General features: G+C 64.1%; 24 protein-coding genes. 8 read left to right on the forward strand and 16 right to left on the reverse strand.

Annotated elements, in window-relative coordinates:
• Positions 1–46 precede the first annotated feature (46 nt).
• The 10 genes from ISO16_RS13740 to ISO16_RS13785 form a co-directional block, all read right to left on the reverse strand.
• Entirely contained in the window at positions 47–865 is an 819-nt protein-coding gene (locus tag ISO16_RS13740; RefSeq protein WP_170913990.1) for a ThuA domain-containing protein, read from the reverse strand.
• The gene (locus tag ISO16_RS13745) at positions 858–2,432 is read right to left on the reverse strand and encodes an AMP-binding protein (RefSeq protein ID WP_072636783.1); all 1,575 of its coding nucleotides are present in this window, start codon (positions 2,430–2,432) and stop codon (positions 858–860) included. Before ISO16_RS13745 ends, ISO16_RS13740 begins: the two co-directional genes overlap by 8 nt.
• Before the next feature lie 54 nt (positions 2,433–2,486).
• Positions 2,487–3,683: an acyl-CoA dehydrogenase family protein gene (locus tag ISO16_RS13750; RefSeq protein WP_072636784.1), complete on the reverse strand. Its 1,197-nt coding sequence runs from the start codon at positions 3,681–3,683 to the stop codon at positions 2,487–2,489.
• 96 nt (positions 3,684–3,779) lie between these two features.
• Complete coding sequence (locus ISO16_RS13755; protein WP_072636785.1) at positions 3,780–4,127, reverse strand: AtuA-related protein; 348 nt, start codon at positions 4,125–4,127, stop codon at positions 3,780–3,782.
• Positions 4,128–4,139: 12 nt separating this feature from the next.
• Positions 4,140–5,507, reverse strand: coding sequence for an acyclic terpene utilization AtuA family protein (locus ISO16_RS13760; protein WP_230304347.1), 1,368 nt, complete (start codon positions 5,505–5,507; stop codon positions 4,140–4,142).
• Between the two features lie 686 nt (positions 5,508–6,193).
• On the reverse strand, positions 6,194–6,958 hold the full coding sequence (locus ISO16_RS13765) for an enoyl-CoA hydratase/isomerase family protein (protein ID WP_072636787.1): 765 nt from the start codon (positions 6,956–6,958) through the stop codon (positions 6,194–6,196).
• 14 nt (positions 6,959–6,972) lie between these two features.
• Positions 6,973–7,479 (reverse strand): VOC family protein, encoded by a 507-nt coding sequence (locus ISO16_RS13770; protein ID WP_072636788.1) that lies wholly within the window; start codon positions 7,477–7,479, stop codon positions 6,973–6,975.
• A gap of 109 nt (positions 7,480–7,588) precedes the next feature.
• Positions 7,589–9,046, reverse strand: coding sequence for an aromatic ring-hydroxylating oxygenase subunit alpha (locus tag ISO16_RS13775; protein WP_083662333.1), 1,458 nt, complete (start codon positions 9,044–9,046; stop codon positions 7,589–7,591).
• A gap of 256 nt (positions 9,047–9,302) precedes the next feature.
• Entirely contained in the window at positions 9,303–9,533 is a 231-nt protein-coding gene (locus ISO16_RS13780) for a hypothetical protein (protein ID WP_072636789.1), read from the reverse strand.
• 43 nt (positions 9,534–9,576) lie between these two features.
• Complete coding sequence (locus ISO16_RS13785; RefSeq protein ID WP_206003395.1) at positions 9,577–9,900, reverse strand: 2Fe-2S iron-sulfur cluster-binding protein; 324 nt, start codon at positions 9,898–9,900, stop codon at positions 9,577–9,579.
• Positions 9,901–10,045: 145 nt separating this feature from the next.
• Between ISO16_RS13785 and ISO16_RS13790 the strand changes: the two genes are divergently transcribed.
• Positions 10,046–10,477 (forward strand): DUF3237 domain-containing protein, encoded by a 432-nt coding sequence (locus ISO16_RS13790; RefSeq protein ID WP_072636790.1) that lies wholly within the window; start codon positions 10,046–10,048, stop codon positions 10,475–10,477.
• A 262-nt stretch (positions 10,478–10,739) separates the two neighbouring features.
• Positions 10,740–11,429, forward strand: coding sequence for a GntR family transcriptional regulator (locus tag ISO16_RS13795; RefSeq protein ID WP_072636819.1), 690 nt, complete (start codon positions 10,740–10,742; stop codon positions 11,427–11,429).
• A 336-nt stretch (positions 11,430–11,765) separates the two neighbouring features.
• On the opposite strand, the gene ISO16_RS13800 is transcribed toward ISO16_RS13795, so the two are convergent.
• From ISO16_RS13800 to ISO16_RS13820, 5 genes are read right to left on the reverse strand one after another with little or no spacing between them, the layout of a single operon-like run.
• Positions 11,766–12,197: a Zn-ribbon domain-containing OB-fold protein gene (locus tag ISO16_RS13800; RefSeq protein WP_072636791.1), complete on the reverse strand. Its 432-nt coding sequence runs from the start codon at positions 12,195–12,197 to the stop codon at positions 11,766–11,768.
• Positions 12,194–13,354, reverse strand: coding sequence for a thiolase domain-containing protein (locus ISO16_RS13805; protein ID WP_206003396.1), 1,161 nt, complete (start codon positions 13,352–13,354; stop codon positions 12,194–12,196). The genes ISO16_RS13800 and ISO16_RS13805 overlap by 4 nt, the downstream gene beginning before the upstream one ends.
• Positions 13,355–13,365: 11 nt before the next feature.
• Complete coding sequence (locus ISO16_RS13810) at positions 13,366–14,127, reverse strand: SDR family NAD(P)-dependent oxidoreductase (protein WP_072636792.1); 762 nt, start codon at positions 14,125–14,127, stop codon at positions 13,366–13,368.
• 54 nt (positions 14,128–14,181) lie between these two features.
• Complete coding sequence (locus tag ISO16_RS13815) at positions 14,182–15,069, reverse strand: MaoC/PaaZ C-terminal domain-containing protein (protein ID WP_072636793.1); 888 nt, start codon at positions 15,067–15,069, stop codon at positions 14,182–14,184.
• A 15-nt stretch (positions 15,070–15,084) separates the two neighbouring features.
• Entirely contained in the window at positions 15,085–17,388 is a 2,304-nt protein-coding gene (locus ISO16_RS13820; protein ID WP_230304348.1) for a CaiB/BaiF CoA-transferase family protein, read from the reverse strand.
• Positions 17,389–17,640: 252 nt separating this feature from the next.
• On the opposite strand from ISO16_RS13820, the gene ISO16_RS13825 reads away from it, so the two are divergent.
• Genes ISO16_RS13825 through ISO16_RS13845 form a run of 5 tightly spaced genes read left to right on the forward strand, consistent with a single transcriptional unit; the run spans position 17,641 to position 23,497 of the window.
• Positions 17,641–18,882, forward strand: coding sequence for an acyl-CoA dehydrogenase family protein (locus ISO16_RS13825; RefSeq protein WP_072636795.1), 1,242 nt, complete (start codon positions 17,641–17,643; stop codon positions 18,880–18,882).
• Positions 18,883–18,887: 5 nt separating this feature from the next.
• Positions 18,888–20,048, forward strand: coding sequence for an acyl-CoA dehydrogenase family protein (locus tag ISO16_RS13830; protein WP_072636796.1), 1,161 nt, complete (start codon positions 18,888–18,890; stop codon positions 20,046–20,048).
• Positions 20,045–21,175 (forward strand): Gfo/Idh/MocA family protein, encoded by a 1,131-nt coding sequence (locus tag ISO16_RS13835; protein ID WP_072636797.1) that lies wholly within the window; start codon positions 20,045–20,047, stop codon positions 21,173–21,175. The genes ISO16_RS13830 and ISO16_RS13835 overlap by 4 nt, the downstream gene beginning before the upstream one ends.
• Before the next feature lie 28 nt (positions 21,176–21,203).
• Complete coding sequence (locus ISO16_RS13840) at positions 21,204–22,340, forward strand: Gfo/Idh/MocA family protein (protein WP_170913992.1); 1,137 nt, start codon at positions 21,204–21,206, stop codon at positions 22,338–22,340.
• Positions 22,337–23,497: an iron-containing alcohol dehydrogenase family protein gene (locus ISO16_RS13845; protein ID WP_072636799.1), complete on the forward strand. Its 1,161-nt coding sequence runs from the start codon at positions 22,337–22,339 to the stop codon at positions 23,495–23,497. The genes ISO16_RS13840 and ISO16_RS13845 overlap by 4 nt, the downstream gene beginning before the upstream one ends.
• A 32-nt stretch (positions 23,498–23,529) precedes the next feature.
• On the opposite strand, the gene ISO16_RS13850 is transcribed toward ISO16_RS13845, so the two are convergent.
• Complete coding sequence (locus tag ISO16_RS13850) at positions 23,530–24,369, reverse strand: SDR family NAD(P)-dependent oxidoreductase (protein ID WP_072636800.1); 840 nt, start codon at positions 24,367–24,369, stop codon at positions 23,530–23,532.
• Positions 24,370–24,489: 120 nt separating this feature from the next.
• Here ISO16_RS13850 and ISO16_RS13855 point away from each other — a divergent pair, with 120 nt between their 5' ends.
• Positions 24,490–25,251, forward strand: a complete 762-nt coding sequence (locus tag ISO16_RS13855) for an SDR family oxidoreductase (RefSeq protein ID WP_072636801.1) — start codon at positions 24,490–24,492, stop codon at positions 25,249–25,251.
• Positions 25,252–25,316: the final 65 nt, after the last annotated feature.

The raw sequence follows: 25,316 nt of genomic DNA on the forward strand, positions 1-25,316 counted from the left end.
CTCGGACGATGCGGTTGACACCGGATAGACCGGCCCACAGCGAATGTCACGTACGCCGGGCGGCCCAGCGCACGCCGTTGAACCACAGAGCCCGGATGTTGGGGTCACCGTACGCTCCCACGCCGTCTCCCGGCTGGATGTAGACGATCCGGCTCCGATCCTGTTCGCGTACCCACCCGACCAGATTGGAGCCCTTCGGATGCGTCCATCCCTCCCGGTCGAACTTGTGTCCGAGCATCGCACGGCCCGTGGAGAAGAAGTTCTCCGATCGGAAATCGAAGTCGCTCGTCACCAGCGGTGTGACCGAATCTTCGAGTAGGGCAAACAGATACAACTCGTCGCGGATGCTGAACGTCGACTGCACTCCCCTGGTGACAGGGTGGTCGGACGCCACCACGGTGACGTTGTGCTGGGTGTCGTGCAGGTAGCCCGAGTCGGGCCAGTCGATGCCTCGGAGACTGCCGGGCCAGAAGTGGTACCGACCGCCGACCAACTCGGCGTACCCCTCCCACGCGGGCCAGGAGGCGAGCGCATGATGAAGGAAGACAAGCCCGACGCCGCGACGGGTCAGTTCTCCGAATCCCTCCTGGACACCCGGCGGCAATCGAGTCGGCTTCGCCGGCCCCCGCGGATCTACTCCTGGCATGTCGTAGAAGACGACGGCGTCGTACTCTGCCGCACTGCCGTCAGCGATGGCGTCGGTCGCAGACGGGTGTTCCAGGTGCGTGACGTGCAACCCGTGGTCGGACTGCCACGCCGCCAGGAACGGTTCCCGGTCGAACGCATGACCTCCCGTAATGAGCAGGACCTCGAGGCGGTCGGCGGTCTTCCGGTCCGTGTTTCCCAACTCTGTCTCGTCAGACACTCTGATCATCCTTGATCTTGTTGCGGAGCAGTTTACCCATGGTGTTTCTCGGCAATGACGACGCGATGGTCAGTGAGGTGGGCTTCTTGTACGAGGCCAACACAGGCCTGACGTGGTCCTGAAGCTCTTCGAGGCTGGGCGGATCATCCGGGTCCGTCGGTACCACGACCGCGCGCGGCGTCTCGACCCACTTCGGATGCGGAACACCGACCACGACGACTTCGGCGACCTTGGGGTGTGAGACGAGCGCCGCCTCCACTTCGGAGGCGTAGATGTTTTCGCCACCCGAGACAATCATGTCCTTGAGCCGGTCGACGACAATCAGGAAGCCGTCCTCGTCGAACCGCCCCAAGTCGCCCGAATGGAACCACCCACCGGTGAAGGCTTTGGCAGTGGCCTTCTTGTTTCGCCAATATTCGCGCATCACCGGCGGACCCTGGTAGACGATCTCACCGACCTCGCCCGTCGGGACATCGCGCAGGTCCGGCCCCACGACCCGCACCTGGATGTGGCCGACCGGTCGGCCGACGGTGTGGATCTTCGAGAGGGCGTACTCGGGAGCAAGCGAGCATGTGGTCCCGCTGGTCTCCGTCATGCCGAAATTGGCGTAGACGGGCACCCCGGGGAAGGTCTCCTGCATGCGGGCGAGAACCGATGCGGGAGGTTTGGACGTACCCCAGATCAACCGTCCCAGTGCGAGGTTGCGCTCTCGTACGCCTGGCACGTCGCAGACCTGACCCCACTGTGTGGGTGTGAGGAAGGCGGTGAACACGCTGTGTTTCGCCCAGAGATCGACCAGCGCGTCGGCCGCGTACCCGCCAGGTTCGGTGATCAGTGCTGGCGCTCCGAGCACGATCTGCTGGAGAATGCTGTTCAGACCGCCTGAGTGGAACATGGGCACGCCGATGTGACGCAGTTCGTCGCGACTGGTCATTCGCATCGCATGAAGGATGCCCAGGGTGTTGGCGACATATCCGGCGTGACCGAGAACAGCGCCCTTCGGCTTACCCGTGGTCCCCGAGGTGTACAGGATGAATGCCCCGTCACGGGCATCGATGTTCACGACGAGCCTGTCCGAATTCGCCGCGGCGACGCACTCCTCGTACGACACGACGGACCGAATCGCCGGCGCCACCGATACAGCATCGGACCGGACACCGCCCCCGACAACCATGATGTGCTCGACTCCCGCGTTCGAGCCGATCCGATCCAGTTTGGCGAGATGGGCTGCGTCGACCACAACGACCACCGGCTCGAGGTCCGCCACGATGTAGGCGACTTCTGCCGCCGTCAACCGGTTGTTGATCGGCGCAGCCATGGCACCGATCCTCGGCGCAGCGAAGAGACAGATGGCATTCTCGATGCTGTTGTCCATGAGCATGGCGACGCGATCACCGTATCCGACGCCGAGTTCGGCGAGCACGCGAGCCAGCCTGGTGACGCGCTCATCGAACTCGCCGTACGTGAGGTGCCGGTCCCCGTCGGACACAGCCGGGTGGTTCGGGGACCGCTCCGCTGCTCGAACGAGATACCCGTCGATCACCAGTGGGTCCACGGCCTCGATCATCTGGCCTCCTCCATTCCGTCGTTGGGTTCTGTCAGAGGTGCACCGGTTCACCCGTCAGTACGACTTCGGCAGGCCCAGGACGGTGTCTGCAATGAAGTTGAGCACCATCTGATTGTTGACGGGAGCGATCTTGTGCGGGCGCAGCTCGATCCAGTGCCGACCGATGTGGTATTCCGTCGCAAACGAGTACCCACCATGGACCTGCATGGCGTTGTCTGCGGCCTTGAAAGCAGCTTCCGACGCGAGGAACTTCGCGGTGTTCGCCAAGCGACCGATCTCCTTGGCCGGAGCCCCTGCATCGTAGGCGGCGGCAGCTTCGCGAACGGCGAGTGCCGCCGCCTGCAGTTCGATGTACGACTGCGCCAACGGATGGGACACGGACTGGTTCTTACCGATCGGGCGATCGAACACCACGCGTTCGCCGGCGTACGTGACAGCACGCTCCAGGCACCAGCGCCCCATTCCGACACACTCCGCGGCGAGCAGGATTCGCTCGGTGTTGACGCTCGACAGGATCTGATAGAAGCCGCGCCCCTCGGTGCCGACGAGGTCGTCGAGAGGAACCTGCAGGTTGTCGAACCACACCTCGTTGGAATCGACCGCGTTGCGGCCGAGCTTGTCGATCTTGCGAATCGTCACTTCGGGCACGTGGAGATCCGCCATGAGCATGGTCAGCCCGTCGGCGGGCTTGGCGCCGTTCTCGCCGCGGGGAGACGTCCGGCAGAGCAGGAGAACCTTCTCGGCCCTTTGCGCGTGCGAGTTCCAGACCTTGGCGCCGTTGACGATGTAATGGTCGTCCTTTCGCTCCGCGGACGTGGCGATCCGGGTGGTGTCGGTCCCGGCGTTCGGCTCGGTGACACCGAAGCTCACGACGAGATCTCCGTCGATCATTCGCTGCAGATACCGGTCCTTGACCGTCTGGCTGCCGTACTTGATGATCGACGACAGAGCGATAGACGAGGAATGCACGGTGCTGCACGCCGCCGTAGCTCCCCCGCCCGCGCCGACCTCCTCGAGCATTGCCGCGGTTTCGCTGATCGTAGCGCCGCCGCCGCCGAATTCCTCGGGCACGGACATGGTCGTCCAGCGACCCTTGACGAACTCGTCGTAATACTCCTGCGGGAACTCTTCCTTCTTCTCCTTCTCCGACCAGTATTCGAGCGGGAACTTGGCGTTGATCGCTCGAATGGCCTCGCGGATGCTCTCGTGGCCCAGTGTCGTGATGGGAAGGTGCTCGGGCTTGATGGTCATGTCGTCGACCTTCGGTGTCGGACCGCAAAGGCAGTCACGGATACAGGGTTCGGGGTAGGCAGTGGTTCACAGCGGGAAAGCGAAGAAGGGGCCTGCTCAGGTACGATCGCCGACGAACGCGGCGGCCTCTTCCTCGGTCAGATCTATCTGCAGGAAGCACATGGCATCGGCGAGGGCCTTTCCCTGGGGATCGAGTCGCAGCGTGCTCGTCCCGCCCTTGCCGAGAATGCCGTGCAGCAGGAAGTTCAATGCCTCGAGATTCGGCACTTCGTAACGGTCGGTCGACTTCGCCCGGTCGGAGAAGTACTCCTGGACCCGCGCGGCCGTGAGCTCGCGCACCAGAGCAGGATAGAAGACGGGCCGTCGCGCCGCGACACCGATGTTGGACATTCCGCCCTTGTCACCGGAACGGGCGTAGGCGATGTCACCCACGGCAACCTTCATCTGCAGCCTCCTTCAGATCGTCACAACGTCGGTCTTGACCAGATTGCGCGGCACGACCGTGGGCCAATAGCCCAATGTTTCGGACACCCGTGCCCGACCCGAGACGAGATTGGTCTTGCCGGGGGGGCCGTGGAAGACCGTGCTCAATTCCGCTACGGCCCGGGAGACATCGGCACGATTCCGGGAACGGAAACCGACGCGCAGGACAACCTCGTTCGGCTCGCCTTCGTACGTCTTCGGTGTACGGGGACCGTGGACGGCCCCCATGCCGATGAGATCGCTGTGAATGGGCTCGAGATCCAGGCACAGGCGATTGACTCGATGCGAAATGACATCCAGGGCCTTCTTCGCCCGCCCGGGAGCATTCGGGGCCGAATACAGAAACATCGACGTCGCCGAATAGCCATCTCGATACGCAGCCGAGACCTTCAGGGTTTCCGGTGGCGGGGAACCTGTGCAGCCGACGATCTCCACCTGGTCGTCACCGAGATCCGTCACCGTGAAGCTGGTCCAGTCACATGACACATCCGGGGTGAGATACGCAGTGGGGTCACCGATCTCGTACAGGAGCTGTTCGATGGTCGTCTCGCGATCGACCAGGCCGCCGGAGCCGGGGACCTTGCCGAAGACGATCCGCCCCGAGGCATCGACCTCGACGATGGGGAATCCGATGTCCTCCATCGCCGGAACTCTCTCCCACCCCGCCTGATGATTGCCGCCGGTGCTGTGAGCGCCGCACTCGATGAGGTGCCCCGCGACGATGCCGGCCGCCAACCGGTCCCAGTCATCGGCGTGCCAGCCATGCTCGAAGCGCAGGGCCCCCAACGTCATGGACGGATCCGCGACGCGACCGGCGATGACGATGGTGGCACCGGACTCGAGTGCCGTGACAACCGGCTCGGCACCGATGTAGGCGTTGGCGGAGGCAAGTTCTCCTCCGATCTCCTGCAGCGACTGGCCGGTCTCGGTGTTGTCGAGAGTTACCCCCGCGGCCTGCAGCTCCTCGATCCGTCCGAGAAGGTCGTCTCCGGTGATGGCGGCGATCTTCACTCGATCACGCAAACCCAACTCGTCTGCAACCCCCGCCACTGCCTCCGCGCACCCCAGGGGGTTGACACCGCCTGCGTTGCAAACGATCTTGACGCCCTTCTCGACCGCATCCGGGAGCACCGAACGGATCACATCGACGATGTCGGTCGCGTAACCTGCGTTGCGATCTCGACGGCGCTGCTTCTGCAGAATGGACATGGTCACTTCGGCCAGATAGTCCATCACCAAGTAGTCGAGATTGCCGTCTCGGACGAGACGAAGCGGCGCAGCGATGTCGTCGCCCCAGTAGCCCATTCCGCCCCCGATTCGTACGGACTTCACCAGCTTCACATCCTTCACCGCTTATCGAACTTGTGGCCGAAATTATTGCATGCATAAATGTCTGCATGCAACCGCTGGGCCGCCGCCACAGATGCTGAGGCTGTGAGCGGCGGGGCGGTGGTGAGCGACCGTGTGCAACCGGCACGAGGACCGGCACTTCGCAGGCAGCAGGGGCATGACGACACCCGGACCCCTGCCGTATCGGTATCGGGAAGAGACCGGAAACCTTGCGAATCGGATGATCTCAGGCATACGGGCCTGCTGGGATGCGACGGGCTGCGGCACTCGATCCATGTTGCCGCGTATCGGTTCTACAATGTCTGTGCCGCCCACCTGGTGCCGGAGGTCGACGTCCCGGTCCGCACCGCCGGGATCAGACGGGCTCCCCCCATCGTGGGGGTGCTCGCGACCCGCCCGATCACCTCGCGTAGCGAAGATTCCGGCCGAATCGTCGAGCACAGCGGGAGGGTCGCGTACCGAAAGAAGATGCACGGCATTGCGCACGCAGTCTGGGACCCGCCCGTCGGTGCGCTGCCACAGGTCCGGTGGCACCACTCATCGAGCAACGCGCCCGCTCGAGTCATGGACGTCAGCCGCCGAATCGGGTCTCGGCGGCGACCCCGCAGCGCCGAATCAACGCAGCGGGTGGCATCCCGGCTCGGTCCCTGTTCTGTATGCGCGACAATTGTGCAGTCTCACCGCCCCTTCCACTGCGGCTTCCTGCCCTCCCGGAAGGCACGAGGCCCTTCGAGGGCGTCCTCGCTGGCATACACGTGCCTGAAGATCTCGGCGGCGATCTTCCCCGTAGCACCCACCCCAGCCTCCGCGCCCACCCTCATCAACCACTTCGAGGCGGAGAGCGAGAGCGGTGCGTTGTTCGCGATGGTCTCGGCGAGTTCCCACGCCCGTGGGATGAGTCGCTCTTCGGGAACGACCTCGTTGACGAGACCGACGTCGTAGGCCCTCTGCGCAGATATAGGCTGTGCGGTGAGGAGGAGTTCGGCCATGATGCGCCTCGGAATCATGTTCACCAACGGGGCCGCCCACGGCGCGCCTCGGCTCCACTTTGCCTCGGAGATGCCGAAGGAAGCGTTTTCCGACGCGATGCACAGATCACCGAATTGCGCGAGACGGAATCCGCCCGCCAAGGCGTATCCGTTCACCGCGGTGATCACCGGCTTTTCGATGAAGTCATCGGGGCCGAAGTCTGCGAAGTAGTCCCGCGGTGGCTGCCCCACCCTGTTCTCCGCCAATTCCTTCAAATCTGCTCCGGCGCAGAAGGACTTGGTACCAGAACCAGTGATGACGGCAACGCGCAAGGAAGTATCGGCCGCGAAATCGTTCATTGCCTGGCTGAGCAGTCGGCGCAGCTCGCTGTTGACGGCATTTCGCTGCTCGGGTCGATTGAGTTGGAGAAAGAGAATTCCGTCCTTCTCCTCGCGGATCAACACGTCGGCCATCGGCTCGGCTCCTGTCATGATCGAGTGGGCAACGCCGGAGGGCGGACGGGCAGAGAATCCGGTCCGGCATATGAAGTGGTGAGCCATTCGGCGAGCATGGTCCGCACACCTGGACCACAGAGTTCCACCCAGATGCTCCCAGGGCCGGACAGGTATGCGATCCGGGGCGGACTCGCCGGCGGCATCATCCGGAGCGTGAAACCCGCCTGTTCGAGAGTCTTTGCCGTCGCCTCGACGTCTTCCGCCCAATAGCCGAGGTGGTTGAGATCGAGTGCGTCCGATCCCCAGATGTTCCCCTCCAGTTCTTGGATCAGCTCGAGGTAGGGCGGCCCTTGTTTGGTGTACGCAGCGAACATGTGCTCGGTCCGGCGGACGCCGTCGAGCACCACCTCCAGGGTGATGTCACGAACTTCCGTGAAGGTCGCCCCGGTTGCGCTGTATGCAGCAATGGCCTCGTGGATGTCCTCGACGACGACCCCGACGTGGAACAGGTCTGCCATCGGAAACTGCTTGTTCGGCATGAAAGGCAGCTCCGTTCGTGTTGTAGTGCGCACGCATCCCGGTCGGCGGGTGTCGAGACACGCCCGTCGACCGGAATGCTGCGGAGGAACGCGCGCAATCGGCCGGTGGTCAGTCCTTTTCGATCCACTTGGTCAGCGTGTGGTGGAAATGCCGGATGCGGCTCTCCTGGTACGACGCGAGCGGGATGCTGTCCTGAGTGCGCGACAGCGCTTTCAAGCCCTTCTGGACTTCGGGGACGTTGAGGGTGTCCTGGTTGATCGTCGATGCGATCCGGCCCAGATCCTTCGCGTCCACCCAGTCCATACCCGGCTCCAACCAAGTGATCTTCGCCGGCTTGGGGCGCTCGGCACCGTCGGGGACGGGAGTCAGGAACATGACTTCGGCAATGCAGGAGTCCGGGTCGAGACCGTTGGGGCGGAAGCGATAGACCTGGTTGGTCTGCTTCTGGGACCACGGGAAGAAGTTGGGGAAGAGGAAGTACTCCAGGGCATCCACCAGGAAGTACGGGGGTGTGTCGCTCAAGTCCGCACCCATGGCGGCACCGACCGTACGCCGGATCTCCTCGGTGATCTTCTGACGTGCCGTCGTACCCTCGGGCAACGTCGTGTCGACGTCTTCCCTCTTGATGTCCTTCGTGCCCTGGACGCCGAGGCGCTCCTGGTAGAAGGTGCGCCCTTCGACGTAGTTGTCGTAGATATCCTGTTCGTCGAGTCCGATCAGATTGGGGCTGGCGACGCCCACCGGCGTAAGCGTGCGGGCCACATTGTCCCCGTAGAGGTCGACCTGAGTTGTGACGTCCCCAGCGCTCGGCGCCGACTGCGGATGAGTCTGAGTCAAATGCCAGGCCTCCATGAAGGCTTCCTGGGCGACCTTCCAGTTGCATGGAATTATCTGCGCGACATGTGCCGTCTTCACTCGAGTTTCATACTCGGTGATCTTGAAATGCTCGGGCAGCACCTCAAGATATTCTTCGAGCGGCACACAGTCGGGGTCCATGTTGATGAAGACGTAGCCGCCCCATGTGCCCACCTTGGCCTGAGGCAGGGACATCTTGTCCTTGTCGAGATGTTTGAAGTCCCACTCGCATGGAAGATCCTTCAGGTCACCGTCGAGGTTCCAAGTGAGGCCGTGGAAGGGGCAGCGGAACTCGGGCACCCGGCCGTCTCGGCTCCGCAAGGTTCGTCCGCGATGCAGGCAGGTGTTCTGCAGGGCCTTGATGGAACCGTCGTTCGTACGGGTGACAATAAAGGAGTCTTCGACGATCTCGTACACGATGTGATCGCCCGGCCTCGGGATGTCCTCTTCGCGGCATACCATCTGCCAGACCCTGCGCCACACGCGTTCCGCTTCCAGTTTGGCGAACTCCGGCGAGATGTAGCGTTCGATCGGAATGTTCTCATCCCCCAGGTCCTGCCAGGCGAGCTCCAGATACTCCGGAACCGGATGACCGTCGGACTCGAGGATGTCGCGGTAGCTCGGACCGGGCCGGCCTTCGACCTTCTTGGCGACAAGGTCGTCGATCGCCTGCTGTTCGGGCGTCACCGCGCGTGGGGTATTGTCCGTCATGGTCCTAACCTTTCTTGCAGGATGTGCTACCGGCAGCCATATGACCGCCCAGGGATGTCGGGTACGTCCCGTCCACTGGTCCTGGCTTCCGGTTCACCTCTGTGGGAATGCGATCCGCTCCGGCACGGCCGTCATTCGATTTCCGTCATTGCGTCGATGTATCCACAAGATCGACAGCCCTCGGGACTGCCATGCGTCGATCGGAAGCCGGAGCGTGGCTCGGCCGACACATCCTTACCGGTTCGCGACCGGCGTTTCATGCATTGCGGGGCTCACGCGTTTCGGGAGGCGGATTCTCGGCCGGGTAGGATCGTCCGACGAACTGGCACATGACCATTTCGGCGTAGTACAGCTCGCCCTCGACATACTCACCCTCGGAGGTGAACACCCCGGTCTCTCCCGTTGCAGCGCTCTTGACCTCGACACGCCCGTCCTCCCGAAGGGAGTAGACGTCTCCGGTCCCCGCATGGGTGAATTGCTTTGCCATTACTCTCCTCCTGTGCTCTCGTGCATCTTCTGCACGGCGCCTGTCAGTCCCCGCTCGCGGGCGGCTTGACGCCGGTCTTGCGAACTGTTGCTTCACCGCAGACGAGGGCCTGACAAGCCAGGCGCACTCCGGCGTGTACTCCGCCGACCGTGCTCTCCAGATCCTCCAGGCCTTCCTGTTCCCAGTCGTCGGGCTCTTCGAAGCCGTCCGCGCCCTCGACGACCTGCATGTAACACGTGCGGCACGATCCCAGGCCCTGACACACAGTCGGCCACCGATACCCCGCCTCGACCGCCGCATGGAAGACGCTCTTTCCCTCCTCCACTTCAATTTTCACGCCGAGCGGTAGAACGGTGATGATGGGCACAGCCAGCAACCTCCTCGAATGATCTTCGTGATCGACCGACGCCGGCCGAGATCTTCCCGCACGGGTCCACTCTCGACGACCATCTTGCATGCAAAATTTGCGGATCGCAAGGGACGTTCGTCCCGTTGTCTGCTACAACAGAGCGATGTCGCACACGAGCACAGAGGCCATCCCTTCCCTTCGCCACGTACTGTCCGTCGACTTCGACACCGAACGGACGGCATCGCCCGGGCATCCGGAGGGCAATCGGTATCTGCTGACTGCGACGGGAGGACGATTCCGTGGCGAGGGACCCGACGGGTTCTTCGACGGCGTCGTGAACAGCGCATCGGATTGGGTGACGCAACATCCCGACGGCTCCATGTCCCTCGACGTTCGCGCTCAGCTCCAGACATCCGACGGCACCGTGATCTTGATGACGTACGACGGCGTGAGCGCCGACGGGCAGGTTCACACCGCTCCGCGGTTCAGCGCCCCCTCGGAGTCGGCATTCGCGTGGATGAACCGTCTCGTTTGCATATCCGTCGGGACCGTCCGTAACGGCGGGGTCTCCTACACGGTCTACACACTCGCCTGACGCATCTCGCCCGATCCGGTCGCCGCGAAGGTGGAATCGACCGTCCCACGCGGGCGGATATGAGACTCTCGGCCCCATCAGCCGCAACACCACGTCCGGCCTCCGAACCACCGAAACGAACCAGCACAGTCGAGTGCATACACGTGAACCCGGCCACAACCGCCGGGGAACCCGAACCGACCTGATGCGTTTGCATAATTTTTCGGATAATATTCGTGCTATTCGACGTTCGCGGCACCTTGGAGATGGGGAATTGAACACCATGAACGACACGGCTGCGGCGGATCCTCTGGTCACTTCGCTGTACGACCTCATTCGTACCGGCGAACTCTCACCGGGTCAGCGAGTGGATCAGCGGGCCGTCTCCGAGCGACTCGACGTCAGCCGGACACCGCTTCGCGAGGCACTGCGTGCCCTGGCATCCGATGGCGTCCTGGTGCGCACGCCCAATCAGGGATACGCCGTCGCCAAACTCTCCGCCGGCGACCTTCTGCAGTACTACGCGCTTCGCACCTTCCTCGAAAGCGAGGTGCTGCGGTCGATCGCATGGCCGGACGAGGCGCAGCTGCAGGAACTGCGCGATGCGAACAAGCGCTGTCACGAGTCCGCAGAGTCTGGATCGATCGACAACCTGGTGAAGGCGAACCGAGAGTTTCACTTCATCATGTTCTCGTGGTCTCCCTTGAACATCCTCAAGGCCGAGATCGAGCGGGTCTGGAGAGTTTCCGACCCCTATCGAAGCCTGCACCTGTCGAACACTGAGCGTCGCCGCAGGGTCACCGAGGACCACCAGAAGATGATCGAAGCAATTGAGGCGAAAGACGCCGAGCGACTCGTCTCGCTGATGGATGCCCACCGCTCGACCAGCCGCCAGATGCTGCAGGACATGCTCGGCTCGTCGCTCAGCCAAGCCCTGCTCTCCCTTCCCCAGTCCTCGCCCCCCGCCGCGTGAGCATGTCGGTCTGACCATCCGATTCGCCCGCGCCGTGCCGATGCCGACTCGCGCGCCGATCCTGTCCTGACCCGATCCCTTACCCGTGCGGAGAAGTCCCGCACGGGCTTCCGTCGCATGCATCTGCAGGACTCGACGAAGATCAGGACCGAATCCCGTGGTGAAGGGCTTTCACTCCCTGATGCGCCCGCCCCATCGGCATCGAGGTGAGCACGGGACTACGATTCCATACACGCGCACCGTGGCCTCGGCTGCGATCGAAACGATCGCAGCCGAGGCCACGGTGCGCCGAGCCGAGACCGGATCGATGCTGCGTGCGCCCGGAACAGATGCGGTTCAGGCCGGCCTGAACCGCGGGATGGCATATTGTTCGTCATCGTCCACCGGGTCGAAGGTGACGGTGACCGGCATCCCGATCTCGACCTCGTCGGGTGCACATCCGACGATATTGCTCATGATTCGCGGCCCTTCGGCCAACTCCACGTAGGCAAGGACGAACGGCGCCGACTTCGAATAGGAGCGCTCCCCGCGGTGCACGGTCGTGTGGCTGTATACCGTCCCCTTCCCCGATGCCTCCACCCATCGTGTGGGTGCCTGATCGACGGGGCAGTACGGTCGCGGGATCCAGACGTAGGTGCTGCAATCTTCGCACCGGGTGAGCAGCAGCCTACCCTCGGCAGCACCGCGCCAGTAGGGCTCGGTATCGACATCGAAGACGGGTTCGCCACTGGGCAGGCCCGAACCGTTCTGTCGGGCGTTGTCCGTCATGAGTCCTCCTGTCCGAGAATGAGTGTCGCACTGCCCATACGGCTCCCGAGCCAGCCGCCGGTACCGTGGACGAGTGCGAGCTGGACGTCGGGAACCTGAACGGCCGGATGCGTCTCGCCTCGCAGCTGCCGGACGGCCTCGATGAGGCGCGTCATCCCCCCGCGATTGCCGGGATGGTTGTTGCACAACGACCCGCCGTCGGTGTTCAGAGGCAATCCACCATGCGGGGCCTGCAGACGGCCGTCGAGAACAAATCGACCTCCTTGACCCTTTTCGCAGAACCCCAAGTCCTCCAGGGTTTCCACGACGGTGATGGTGAACGAGTCGTAGACGGAGGCGTAGTCGATGTCACCCGGGGTCACACGTGCCTCCGCGAACGCCCGCGGACCGGACCACACGGCTCCGGTGTACGTGAGATCGATCGGCGCGCGCCCGGTGTGCTTGGGCGCCTCGCCCGCTCCGAGCAACTTCACCCCGCGGCGATCGAGTCGCCGCGCTACCTCGGGACTCACCACCACGACCGCTCCTCCGCCGTCGGTGATCACACAGCAGTCGAGCAGGTGCAGAGGCTCGGCAATGAAACGGGAGTCGACGACCTCCTCGACCGTGACGACCTTGCGCAGTAGCGCGTTCGGGTTGTGCTGCGCATGGGTGGAAGCAGCGACCTTCACCTCGGCAAGTTGCTCGGAGGTCGTACCGAATTCATACATGTGACGTCGCGCCGCCAATGCGTACGACGCCGGGTTGCTGTGCCCGTAGGTCTCCTCGAACGGAAATGCGGGGTTGTCCTGTGCGGGAGCACGCCGACGTCCGCTGCGCGGCCGTCCCCCCATCGTGATCAGCGCGACCGAGCACTTTCCGGTGGCGATGGCCTGGGCGGCGTGCGAGACGAGCGCGACGTAGGACGACCCTCCGTAGTCGGTCGAATCACAATGACGGACAGGAAGGCCCAGATAGTCCGCCATCGCTATAGGGCCGCCGGGAGCGTCTCCGGCGCAGAAATACCCATCGACGTCGGCTGTAGTCAGTCCGGCGTCGCGGAGCGCACCCTTGGCGACTTCGGCGTGTATCTGGGCGACGGACTTGTCGGGTAGGTCGCGCCCCGGGTGCTCGTAGGCGCCCACGATATACGCGGCACCTCGAAGGGAAATCGTCATCTTGCGCTCCGTCAGGTCCGAGGGCCGCCGGCCACGTAGATCACTTGGCCGTTGATCATGGACGCATCGTCACTGCAGAGGAGTGCGATGGCACCCGCGATGTCTTCCGGCTGAGCGACGCGCTTCATGGGATTGCGGTCTACGGCACGCTGCTTGTAGACCTCGAAGTCGACACCCTGTGCCTTGGCCGTGGCCCGGATCATCGCAGTCTCGACGAACCCCGGCGCAACGGAATTGACGTTGATATTGAACTTGCCGAGTTCGAGAGCATGCGTCTTCGTCAGTCCTTGGATGCCGGCCTTCGCCGCAGCGTAGTTCGACTGCGCCGTGTTTCCCAGCGCCGCGACGCTGCTGACGTTGACGATCTTTCCCCATTTCTGCTCAACCATGTGCGCTTGGGCCGCGCGCGTGCAGTTGAAGGTACCTCGAAGGTGGGTGTCGATCACCGTGTCCCAGTCGTCGTCGGACATCTTGAACAGGTAGTTGTCGCGCAGCACACCGGCGTTGTTGACGAGCACCCCGACGGGGCCCAACTCGCTCTTCGTCTGCGCAACCGCGGCGTTGACGGCCTCGCTCGAGGAGACGTCGCACCGCAGGGCGATCGCCTTTCCGCCCGACTCGCGGATCGAGGACGCAACTTCCTCTGCGCCGTCGAGATTCATGTCGACGACCGCCACATCGGCACCCGCGCGGGCAAGCCGCATCACCGTTGCGGCGCCGATTCCCTGTGCGGCGCCGGTCACGAAAGCCACGCGACCGTTGAGATCAACCATGGTGTCTCCTTTGTTTACTCATCCGATTCGTCCGTAGGTGGATCGTTCCGTCGATCAAGACTGTGGTGGGTGACGATCGAGGAAGTGGCCGGTCAGCCTGCCGCGATCGAGCACTATGGCGCCGGCGTCGTTCAGCACACGAAAGACGACGCTCTCTTCGGTGCGCCACACGCGGACGACGAGTGTGTCTCCCGGGAAGACCGGTCTCGTGAAGCGAGCCGAAATGGAGCCGAAACGAGCAGGGTCACCGTCGAGCAATCGATTCGTCAGAACGCGGGTCGCAATTCCGTAGGTGGCCAAGCCGTGAAGGATCGGTCGCGGAAAGCCGGCGGCACCGGCGGCCGTAGGATCGGAGTGAAGCGGATTTCGGTCACCGCTGAGCCGGTAGAGCAGTGCCTGGTCCGGACGCGTCGGCACGACGATGGATTCGTGCGGGTCACCGAGTGGCTCACTCCACGGCGTGCCACCACTCAGGTCACCGTGCTGACCACCGAAGCCGCCCTCACCGCGGATGAAGTATCCCAGTCTGGTGGAGACGACCGGTTCCCCCGTCGTGGTGTCGACCGCCTCCGTCTCCATGTGTACGAGTGCACCCGACCCCTTGTCGGCGATGGATGCGATGCGCGCCGACACAGTCACCGAACCGGCAGGTGTCAGCGGGCGATGCACGGTCAGCGACTGCTCGGCGTGAACGAGCGATCCTCGGGGATAGTCACCGAAAGTGAGAATTTTCCCCAGTCCTGTCTGCACCACAGGGATGGCGAAGCTGGGTACAACCTGCTGCTCCACTCCAGCTGTGTTCTCCGTGGTGAACTGCAGTTCACGAGACGCATCCTCCTGACCGGCACCGACACCGAGCGCGTACAGCAGCGCGTCGGTGGAGTCCCACGTTCGACGAAACGGATCGGCTCGCTTACCGACTGCGCGGATGTCGATCGGCATGTGTCAATCCTCGCCCTAGTACAGGATCTGTTCGTGTTGCAGCCGGTGCACTTCGTCCGCCGGCAGGGAGAGCAGCTCGTCGAGCACAGCCTGGGTCGAGCTGCCCAGTATCGGGCCCGGTGCGGGGGTCGCAGGGCCCTGACCGGCGAACCGCCAAGGCACGAGGAACACTTCGGTCTTCCCGAGATACGGATGCGCAACGATGGCGGTGAGCCCGCGTTCGGCCTTCCAGTCGGAGGTGACCAGATCCTCGAAAGACGCTACCGGAGCCGCGGCGATGCCCCGTGAGAGCAGTTCGTCCAGCAGTTCGTCGCGCTTTCGCGTCGACACCCACCGGGCGACCGCCCTCTCCACACTCGACACGTCCTTCGATCGGCCCGCTGCGGTCGACCACTCGGGGCGAGCCTCGAATGCGCCGGCGGTCGCCAGCTCGGTGAAAGCCGCCCACTCCGAGTCGCGTCGGATCGACAACGCGATCCACGAATCGTCACCCTCGCACCGGAAGTGGCCGTTGGGAACGAATCGCGGATGAGTGTTGGCCGGCGGGCCGACCCGACCGCTGATCTGACTCTCGATCATCGGTCCTACCAGGACGTTCATGAGCGCCTCGGTCTGTGACAGGTCGATCCACGCTCCACGGCCCGTCTCACGTCTGCGGAACAGGGCTGCGAACAGGACACTCAATGCGTGTCCCGCGGCGTTGGGATCTCCCAGTGCCGGGGCGAGGCTGCCGACGATGGTGTCCTCGTCGTACCCGATGAGCGATTCCATCCCGGACATGGCGGCCATGACACCTGCATATCCCTTCATGCCGCTCAGCGGCCCGCTCTGACCAGCCATGGACATGCTGAGCAGGACGACGCCGGGGTTGCGCTCGGCGAGTACCTCGTAGCCCAGCCCAAGCCGCCGCAGCGCCCCCGGGCGCATGTTCTCCACCACGACGTCGCAGTGCTCGACCATGTCGAGCAGAATCTCGCGAGCTCGCTTCTCCTTGAGATTCAAGGTGACGCTGCGCTTGCCGTGGTTCATCTGATTGAAATAAGGGGTGACCTCGTGCTCGGGACCCTCGATCTCGACTCCGTTGCGGCGGGCTCGTCCCCTCGTTCGGCTCGAGTCCATGTTGTTCGTGTGCTCGATCTTGATCACTTCGGCGCCGAGGTCGCACAGCACCGATGTCACCAGTGGCCCCGACCAGACCCACGACAAGTCGAGGATCCGCAGGCCTTCGAACAGTTGCCCTGCCGAGCGTGCCGTATCCGGGGTCAGGGGCCAGGGACGACCGCTCTCGGTGGCAGTGGCAAGGGACTCCCGGAGTTGCCACGGCGTGGTGGGGACACGGATGTCTGTGTCCGGCAGATTCTCGAGGTAGCCGCGGTGGGCAAGCTGTGGCTCGTCGATGGCCTCGCGCATCGAGCGGACAGGAGCGATCGGTAAACCCAGTCGCGTGCCGAAATCCAACAGTTCCTGCTGCGTACGGTCGAGGATCCATGGCATCAGGTGGGTATCAGCTTCGTCCGCGTATAGCCTGGCAACGACCCGCGGGTCGCGGAACTTCGGATCGGCGGCCCACTCCGGGTTGCCCATCCCCTCGATGAAGACGTCCCATTCCTTCTGCGACCGGCACATCAGTACGACGTGGCCGTCCTTACAAGGGAAGATGCTGGCCGGGTAGACGCCGGCGGACCCGGGCGGCCGGGCGCCGTCCCGAGTCCACGGCCGCTCGTACGGGAGGAAGTTCGCCGTGATCATGCCGGTGAAGTAGGTCAGGACGTCACGGCTGGACACGTCCACGTGCCGCAATCCGAACGCGGAAGGCTGAGCGAGCAGCGCCGCGAGCCCTGCAGCGCACGCATGAATGCCACCCTCGTATGCCCCCAGATCGAACGGCAACGTCAGCGGTGCGTCATCCGGATTTCCCATCGCCCAGCTCATCCCCGACCAAGCCGAGATCGTCAATGCGGTACCGGGAATCCCCACTCCGTCCTGCACGCCATGACGAAGCATGACGACGACGGGATGGTGCGGAAGTTCTCGCGCTCGCTGTTCCAGGCCGACCGCGTAGGCGCAGAACTCGCGGTCACCCGGATCCGCCTCCGCGATAACCAGGTGCGCAGCGTCGAGAGCGGCCAGCACCTCGTCGCTGCCCGGCACGCAAGTCGTCTTTCCCTTGTGGAGCCACTGCTCGAGCAGAGGTGTGGCCGCTTCCGAGCTGGAGGTCTCGAGCCGGTAATCGACGCGGGACACCGCTGCTCCCATGTCCGCCAGCAGCCGGCCCGCGTAGGCGCCTGCGACACTCGACGACAGCTCTACGACACGCACGCCGACAAGCAAACTTGATCCATCCAGCGGCACATGCTCTTCGATACCCACAGGTAAACCTCCATGCCTCGACAATCGATATGAAAGTATTACATCTTGCATGCCAAATTTCCACTGCGGCGCCGTCGAGCAGCGCCGAATCCGCCAGGAACCCCGCAGGTAGAGCGCTTCTTACCTTGCAATATTCCAGATTGTATGCAAACCTGCCTATGAACTTCATCTCCGTTACCCCACAATGTCACCTGGAGTCTTGTGGACATCACATTCCCCACCACCGCCGAGGAGTACCGGACGCATGTGCGTTCGCTTCTCGCCCAGGAGCTGCCCCCCGACTGGAAAGGTGTCGGCGCTCTCGATCCCGCCGAGCGCGAGTCGTTCAATGCGACCTGGCGGGCGTTTCTCGTCGAGAACGCCCTCATCGCCCCTGGATGGCCGAGGGAGTACGGCGGCGGCGGTCTCGATCTGACCAGTCAGTCGATCGTCGCCGAAGAGTTCGTTCGCGCCGGAGTTCCTCAGTACGCCCTCCCCACCGATCCGGTAGGCATGACCCTTCTGGGTCCCACCCTCATGCACTGGGGGACGGAGTCGCAGAAAAAGCATTTCGTTCCACGCACCATCAGCGCTGACATCCGGTGGGCTCAGGGATATTCGGAGCCGGAGGCGGGATCGGATCTTTTCGGGCTGCGAACCCGCGCCGTGTTGGACGGCGACGAGTGGATCATCAATGGCTCGAAGATCTGGCAGACCGCTGGAACGCATGCCAACTGGATCTTCGCGCTGGTACGCACCGAGCCCGAGCTTCCCAAGGGAAAAGGCCTGTCCTTCCTCCTGATTCCCTACGATCAACCGGGAGTCGAAGTCCGCGGTATCAAGACCATGGACGGAGGGTTCGAGCTTGCGGAAGTGTTCTTCACGGACGCGCGGACAGCTGCGGAGAACATCGTTGGCAAACCTGGCGACGGTGCCAAGGTAGCCCTCACACTCCTCGGCTTCGAACGAGGCTCGGGTGGTATCGCAGCTGCCCTCGCCGCCAAGCTCGAACTTCTACGGCTCCGTGACGCCATGCGCGAATTCGGCATCGTCGACGTCGAGCTTCGGCGGAGGCTTGCCGAATGTTGGACGTCTGTGCACGCTATGCACTGCCTGGCGCTGCGCAATCTCACGGTCACCGCCTCCGGACGACCGCCGGGGCCGGAGTCGTCGATCTCGAAGCTGATGATGTCCGAGTACCGCAAACGCGTCACCGAACTCGCGGTCGAGGTCCTGGGTCCCAGGGCCCTCACACCATCGGGCATGGAGTCCAAGATCAATCTGGGTCCCCAACCGCTCGGTGTGAATTCCGCCTCGTCGACCGCATGGATCGCCGACTATCTCCACGCCCGCCCCGGCACGGTGTACGGAGGCTCGTCGGAGATCCAGCGCAACACTATCGGGGAACAGGTGCTCGGCCTACCCCGAGAGCCGCGTCCAGTACCTCCGACCAAGGCCGGGTGACAGAGATGAATTTCGACCTGAGTCAGGACCAGCGCGACTTCGCGGAGATGCTCCGTGCATTCTTCGGCGAACGGTACGGCGACAAAGGACTTCGCGCGATCGTCGACGGCGGGAAGGAATACGACCCGGCGTTGTGGGGCGCAATGACCCACGAACTCGAACTCCCGGGCCTGACGATCGACGACGCGTACGGCGGTTCGGGGGCAAGCATCGTCGAGCTCAGCCTGCTTCTGGAGGAGTACGGCCGGGCCCTCGTAAGTTCACCTCTCGTCGCCACAAGCGCCCTCGCGGCACCGGTCATCGCATGCACCGGCACCGAAGACGCACGGTCCCTCTGGCTGCCGCTTCTGGCGAATGGTGACATCACGGCCACATGGGCGCTGCTCGACGCGGTCGGCGAGCCAGACCTGGCCGGACGGGACGTGTGTGCGACCCGTTCTGAGGAAGGCTGGACGATCGATGGACGGCGTCGATGGGTGCTGGACGGTGCGATCGCCGATGTCGTCCTCACGGCTGCGGCGACGCCGGATGGGCCCGCCCTGTTCCTGGTCGATACCACCGACGCCGAGGGTCTGAGCCGCACGGCCGGAGACAGTCTCGACCCGACGCTCCTCCTGGCAGATGTGTCCTTCGATGCCACCCCGGCGCAGCGATTGAGCGGTGCGGGCTGTGCCGACGGTTTGGAGCGGGCGTATGCACTGGTGAGCATCGCACTGGCCGCCCTCCAACTAGGCTGCCTGTCCGCAACACTCGACATGGTCGTGGAATATGCACGATCACGCGTGCAATTCGGACGTCCCATCGGGGGGTTCCAGGCGATCAAGCATCGGTGCGCCGACGTCTTCATCGACACGGAGACAACACGCTGGGTCGTCTATCATGCCGCGGCCCTCGCCGCCGACGAGAAGACGACGACCGCGGACCTCGTCGAGTCCGCGCACCTCACATGCGTGTACAGTTCGTCGCACTCGCTCCGCGCTGTCGCGAACCTCCTCCAGGTACTGGGCGGCATCGGATACACCTGGGAGCACCCGGGCCACCTCTACTTCAAACGCGCCACGGCGACGGCTCGCCTGCTCGGATCCTCACGTCGCCGGTTGGACGTTCTGGCGACCACCATGGATGCACTGCCGAGCCCGTCGCCCGCGCTCGGGAACCTGACGTGACCGACACACTGAGAGTGGGCATCGTCGGGTTGAGCGCTGAGCGCGGATGGGCCGCCCATGCGCACGTGCCCGCCATTCGCGCGGTCGAGGGGATAGAACTTGTCGGGGGATGCGCCAGCTCGCCGGAGTCGAGCGCGAAGGCCGCGGTGGCCCACGGCTTGGACAGGGTTTACGACACGGCCGAAGAACTTGCCGGCTCGGACGACGTCGACCTCGTAGTCATCACCGTCAAGGTTTCCCGCCACCGTGAGCTGGTCGAGGCCGCACTGACTGCAGGTAAGGCCGTCCTGTGCGAGTGGCCGCTCGGCAACGGTCTGTCGGAGGCCCAAGAGCTGGCCCGTCGAGCGACAGACGCCGGCGTACCCCACTTCGTGGGTCTTCAGGTCCTTTCGGCGCCGTTCATCGCGCACCTCGGGGATGTCGTCCGCAGCGGCGAAATCGGCGAGATCCTGTCGACGTCGATTCTCGCTTCCGGCTCCACGTGGGGTCCCACGATTGCATCCGATCAAATCTATCTTCTCGATCCGGCCGAGGGTGCCACGATGTTGACCATCCCGATGGGGCACACCTTGGCAGGTGTCGAAGCCGTCCTGGGAAATGTGACCAGCGTGCAGGCGACCACCGCCGTCCGGCGGCCTACGGCCGTCGAGTCCCCCGACGGACGGGTCCATGAAAGAGGCACCCCGGACCAGATTGCCGTGATGGGGACACTGGGGTCGGGAATCCCCATGGTCGTGCACTACCGAGGCGGCATGTCCAAGGCCACGAACTTCCATTGGGAAATCAACGGAACGCTCGGCGACATCGTCGTCACCGGTGTCCACGGTCATATGCAGATGGGCATGGTACGGATTGCGATAGCCAGCCGGGACGACCAGAAGCTCCACCCGCTTCCGACGCCTGGTGAATACGAGCGCGTTCACGGGCTACCCGAAACGACCCCGGCCTACGTCGTTGCGCACTCGTACGAACAACTGGTTCACGGTCTTCACGCCGGGACGAAGACTCTTCCGGACTTCGCGGACGGCGTGCGGCACCATCGGCTGCTGTCCGCGATCGAGCACGCCGCCGCCACCGGAACGCTCACTCCTGTCGAACCACCGGCAGGTAATGGACTGCACTCGTGACCACCACGACCCACCATAGGAGGACATCGTGAAAGATGTGAACACACAGAACCGTTCGCTCGGCGTCGCCGTCGTCGGGACAGGGTGGGGATGCCTGACCCACGTTCCTGCGCTGCGCGCGGCCGGATTCGATGTCCGGACTCTCGTCGGGACGGATCCCGAGCGCACGAGTCAGCGCGCGATCGCATCGGACGTACCACAAGCCAGCACTGACCTCGACCGAGTACTCGCCGACGCCTCCATCGATGCCGTTGTCGTCGCCACCCCGCCGGAAACCCACGTCGACGTCGTCCTTGCGGCGGTGGCCGCCGGCAAACACGTCCTGTGCGAGAAGCCTTTCGCCACGACGCTCACGGATGCGATCCGCATGCGCGATGCCGCCAGGTCCAACGGTGTCGTTCACGCGGTCGGGCACGAGTTCCGCTGGCAGCCGCATATGGCCGCTACTGCACAGACGATTCGCAGCGGAGTCATCGGTGACCCCACTCTCGTGACGCACGTCCGCATCAACGGAATCATCGCGGGTCCACAGGCCAGCGCTCCGGGCTGGTTCCAGAAGAAGGAAAATTTCGGCGGCTGGCCGAATGCCGAGATCCAGCACGTCGTCGACGAGATTCGGATGTCGGTCGGAGAATTCGCCACAGTCACCGCAATGGAAGGACAGGTCACCAAGCACGACTGGGACGCACCCGAGACCTTCCTGGTGCAATTCACAACCGTGGACGGCGCGATGGGAACCATCCAGAGTTCGATCGGCGCGTACGGGCCGATGGTCAACCTCCAACGGGTCACAGGTACCGCGGGCAGCGTGTGGACAGCCATGGACGGCACCGTCATGGTGCACGACGGTACTTCCGAGCGCATCGTCGAGCCGCGCGCCGATCTGGTGGGCGATCCCTCGGACATGCCCACCAGGCGGGCCGACGGCATTGCAAGTTCGAACACGCTCTCCGCAGCGCTGTCGGGCGCCACTCGATTCATCAGGCCTACCCAACTGCTGCACGAGGCCTTTCGTGACCGGATTCTCGGGCGCGAGCGCACCGAGTGGCCGCCCTTGCCGACCTTCGATGACGGTGTGGCCAACACCGCCGTCCACGCCGCAATCCGCCGTTCGGTCGAGACGAACCTCCCCCAAACCGTGGATGCCGCCGTAGTCGTCGCATGATCGGTTCCGCACCGGGCCCCGCCGGGCAGTTCCGGCGTGCGCCGTTGCGTGTGCGGTGGGGACCGGACAGTTTGGAATCCATCGGCGAAGCGCTCGAGCGCTCCGGGCGGCAGCGTGCGCTGGTTGTGACCGGACCGTCGCTCGGAGCCCGTCGGGACTTGTGGCGCCTTCTCGATGCAGCCGCCGCCGGACGCGTCACCGGAATATTCGCCGAGGTGCGTCGACACAGTCCCCTCGATGCGGTACTGGCTGCAGTCGAAGCGATTTCGGCCAACAGGACGGATGCTTTGATCGCCGTCGGTGGCGGTTCGGTCATGGTCACGGCGCGGGCGGCCAACATTCTCCATGCCGAAGACAGGCCGGTTCGTGAACTCGCCACCCACCGAACGTCCGAGGGTTTCGTCAGTCCGCGCCTGAACGCGCCGAAACTGCCGATGTACGCTGTTCCTACCACGCCGACGACAGCGACGAGCAAGGCGGGAAGCGCGGTGACCCGGCCGGGCCACCGACACCGTTTTGCGCTCTTCGACCCGAAGACCCGCGCTCACACAATCGCTGTCCACCCGGAGTTCGTGGCCACAGCGCCCGAGGAACTGGTGCTGAGTGCGTCGCTCGACGCGTTGTGCATGTCCTTCGAAGGACTGATCTCCGTGTCCGCCAACGACTGGTCGGATTCGGCTCTGATTCACGCCGCTCGACGGCTGAGTGCGTTGTTGCAGCGACAAAAGGGTCTCTCGGCCGGGTCGACGCGCACCGAACTTGCCCTCGCCGCCATCATGGCCGGCGACGGAACCGACACGGCCCGGGGCGGACTCGGTGCGGCGCTCGCGCACACGATCGGTCATGACCACAACGTCGCCAACGGTGTCGTAGAAGCGATCCTCCTACCGCACGTCCTGGATCGTGTCGCCGCGCACCACCCCGGTCGCCTGGCGGCTGCAACTTCGATGGGAATCTCTCGCTCCGAACGGGTTCCGCAGGCCCTCGACTCGCTCTTCCGGCAGCTCGGCACACCCGGCCGGCTGCGCGATATCGGAGTCGGCAAAGATGCTCTTGCGGACCTCTCGGACGCAGCGATGTCCGACTTCGCCGTGAGCACAGCGCCGGGCCTACCAGGCGGCGCGGAGGTGCTCGCACTCCTCCGCGCCGCCTGGTAGGTTTCGGCGCTCGGCAGGGACCCCTCGAGCACTCAGCCGATGGGCTCGGTGGCGAGCTTCGGCCCCCACTCGTCGAGCTCTGCGAGTTGCTGTTCGAGTCGGCCCCGGACCGATCCGGTGGCGCCGGGGTCGATGGGTACCCGCAGCGGCGGGTTCTCCTCCTCGACGAGAGTGATGAGCGCGTCACCCAGACGACTCGGGTCGCCGGGCTGTGAGCCGCTCAGACCGGTGAGAGCGCTCAGGAGGTTGCCTACCGACCTCTCGTAGACGTCGCTGGGGGTTGTGGATTGCATGGACGAGCCGAGGGTGTCGGTGCGGAACAATCCCGGCTGGACAATGCTGACCTTGATGCCCAGGTCAGCCACTTCCTTCGACAGCGACTCTGCAAATCCCTCGATCGCATGCTTCGTCGCGGCGTAATAGCCCATGCCCGGTGCCGCAGACGCTCCCGCAACCGAGGACACCATGATGATTCGGCCCGACGATTGCTTGCGCATGACGGGCAGCACCTGGCGCGTGACGCTCATCGTCCCGAACGTGTTGGTCTCGAACTGGTCGCGGATCTGCTGGTCTGTCGCGTCCTCGATACCTGAGACAAGCGTGTAGCCCGCGTTGTTGACGAGTACGTCGATCCTTCCGAAGACATCGACGGCAGCGGCGACGGCGGCGGACACACTCCTTTGATCGGTCACGTCGGCGGTGACCAGACAAATGCGATCCCCGTACTTCTCGCGGAGGTCCGCTGCGTCGCCGTCACGTCGGACCGTCCCGAGCACCGTCCGTCCGGACCTCAATACCGTCTCTGCGATGCCGTGGCCCAACCCCCTACCGACACCGGTAATGAACCACACCTCTCGTCCTGCATGGCGCACCAGACGCTCCCTTCCTCGAGGATATTGTGCAGTTAAGTATGCATTTATGTGTGACAAATCGCTAGTGTGGAGTGTCAGCCGTTGCGTCCCTGCGACGGCCCGATCTACAGGGGACAGAAGATGAACTTGACGGGAAAAGTAGCGCTCGTCACCGGCGGCGGATCCGGTATCGGAAAGGCGACGGCACAGCGAATGGTCGAGTTGGGAGCAACAGTGCTGATCGGTGACGTACGGCGCGACGGCGACGAGGTGGCTGCCGAGATCGGCGCAGAGTACGTGACTCTCGACGTCTCGGATCCCGCCGCATACCACTCCGCGTTCGCGCACGCGATCGAGAACCACGGCCGCCTGGACGTCCTGCACCTCAATGCCGGGGTCCAATCGTCGCCGATCGGCGTCGAGATCGGCACCGACGGATTCAAATGGGTCACCCCCGAGGTGATTCGCCGAGTGTTCTCCGTCAACTACGAAGGAGTCGTCAACGGCGTGCTGGCCGCGCGGGGCCTCGCCACACCGCCGGCGGACATCGTTGTCACCGCGTCGAACGCAGGCGTTACTGCGCTGCCCATCGATCCGGTCTACAGCTCGTCCAAGCACGCGGTGATCGGTTTCCTCCGCTCGGTCACCGCTCAACTCGAGGCCGAAGGGATACGTATCCAGGCCCTCTGCCCGGGAGGGACGAACACCGCGATCATCCCCCCGGATCTCCACGAGGGTCGCGAGTTCGCGCCGGCAAGCTTCCAAGCCGAGGCAGTGATAAACGCATTGGAGAACGGAAAGCCCGGAGACGTGTGGATGGCTACCGACGAGAATATGCCGTACTGGACGTACACGTTCCCGATCATTCGACGAGACCCTGGCAAGACCAACGTATTCGGCTGACGCTACTGTCACTCGGACGCGCTGGGATGCGTACGGTACCCGCCCGTCGAGCGGGTACCGTACGC

The sequence above is a fragment of the Rhodococcus sp. M8 genome, assembly GCF_015654185.1.
Classification (GTDB): domain Bacteria; phylum Actinomycetota; class Actinomycetes; order Mycobacteriales; family Mycobacteriaceae; genus Rhodococcus; species Rhodococcus aetherivorans.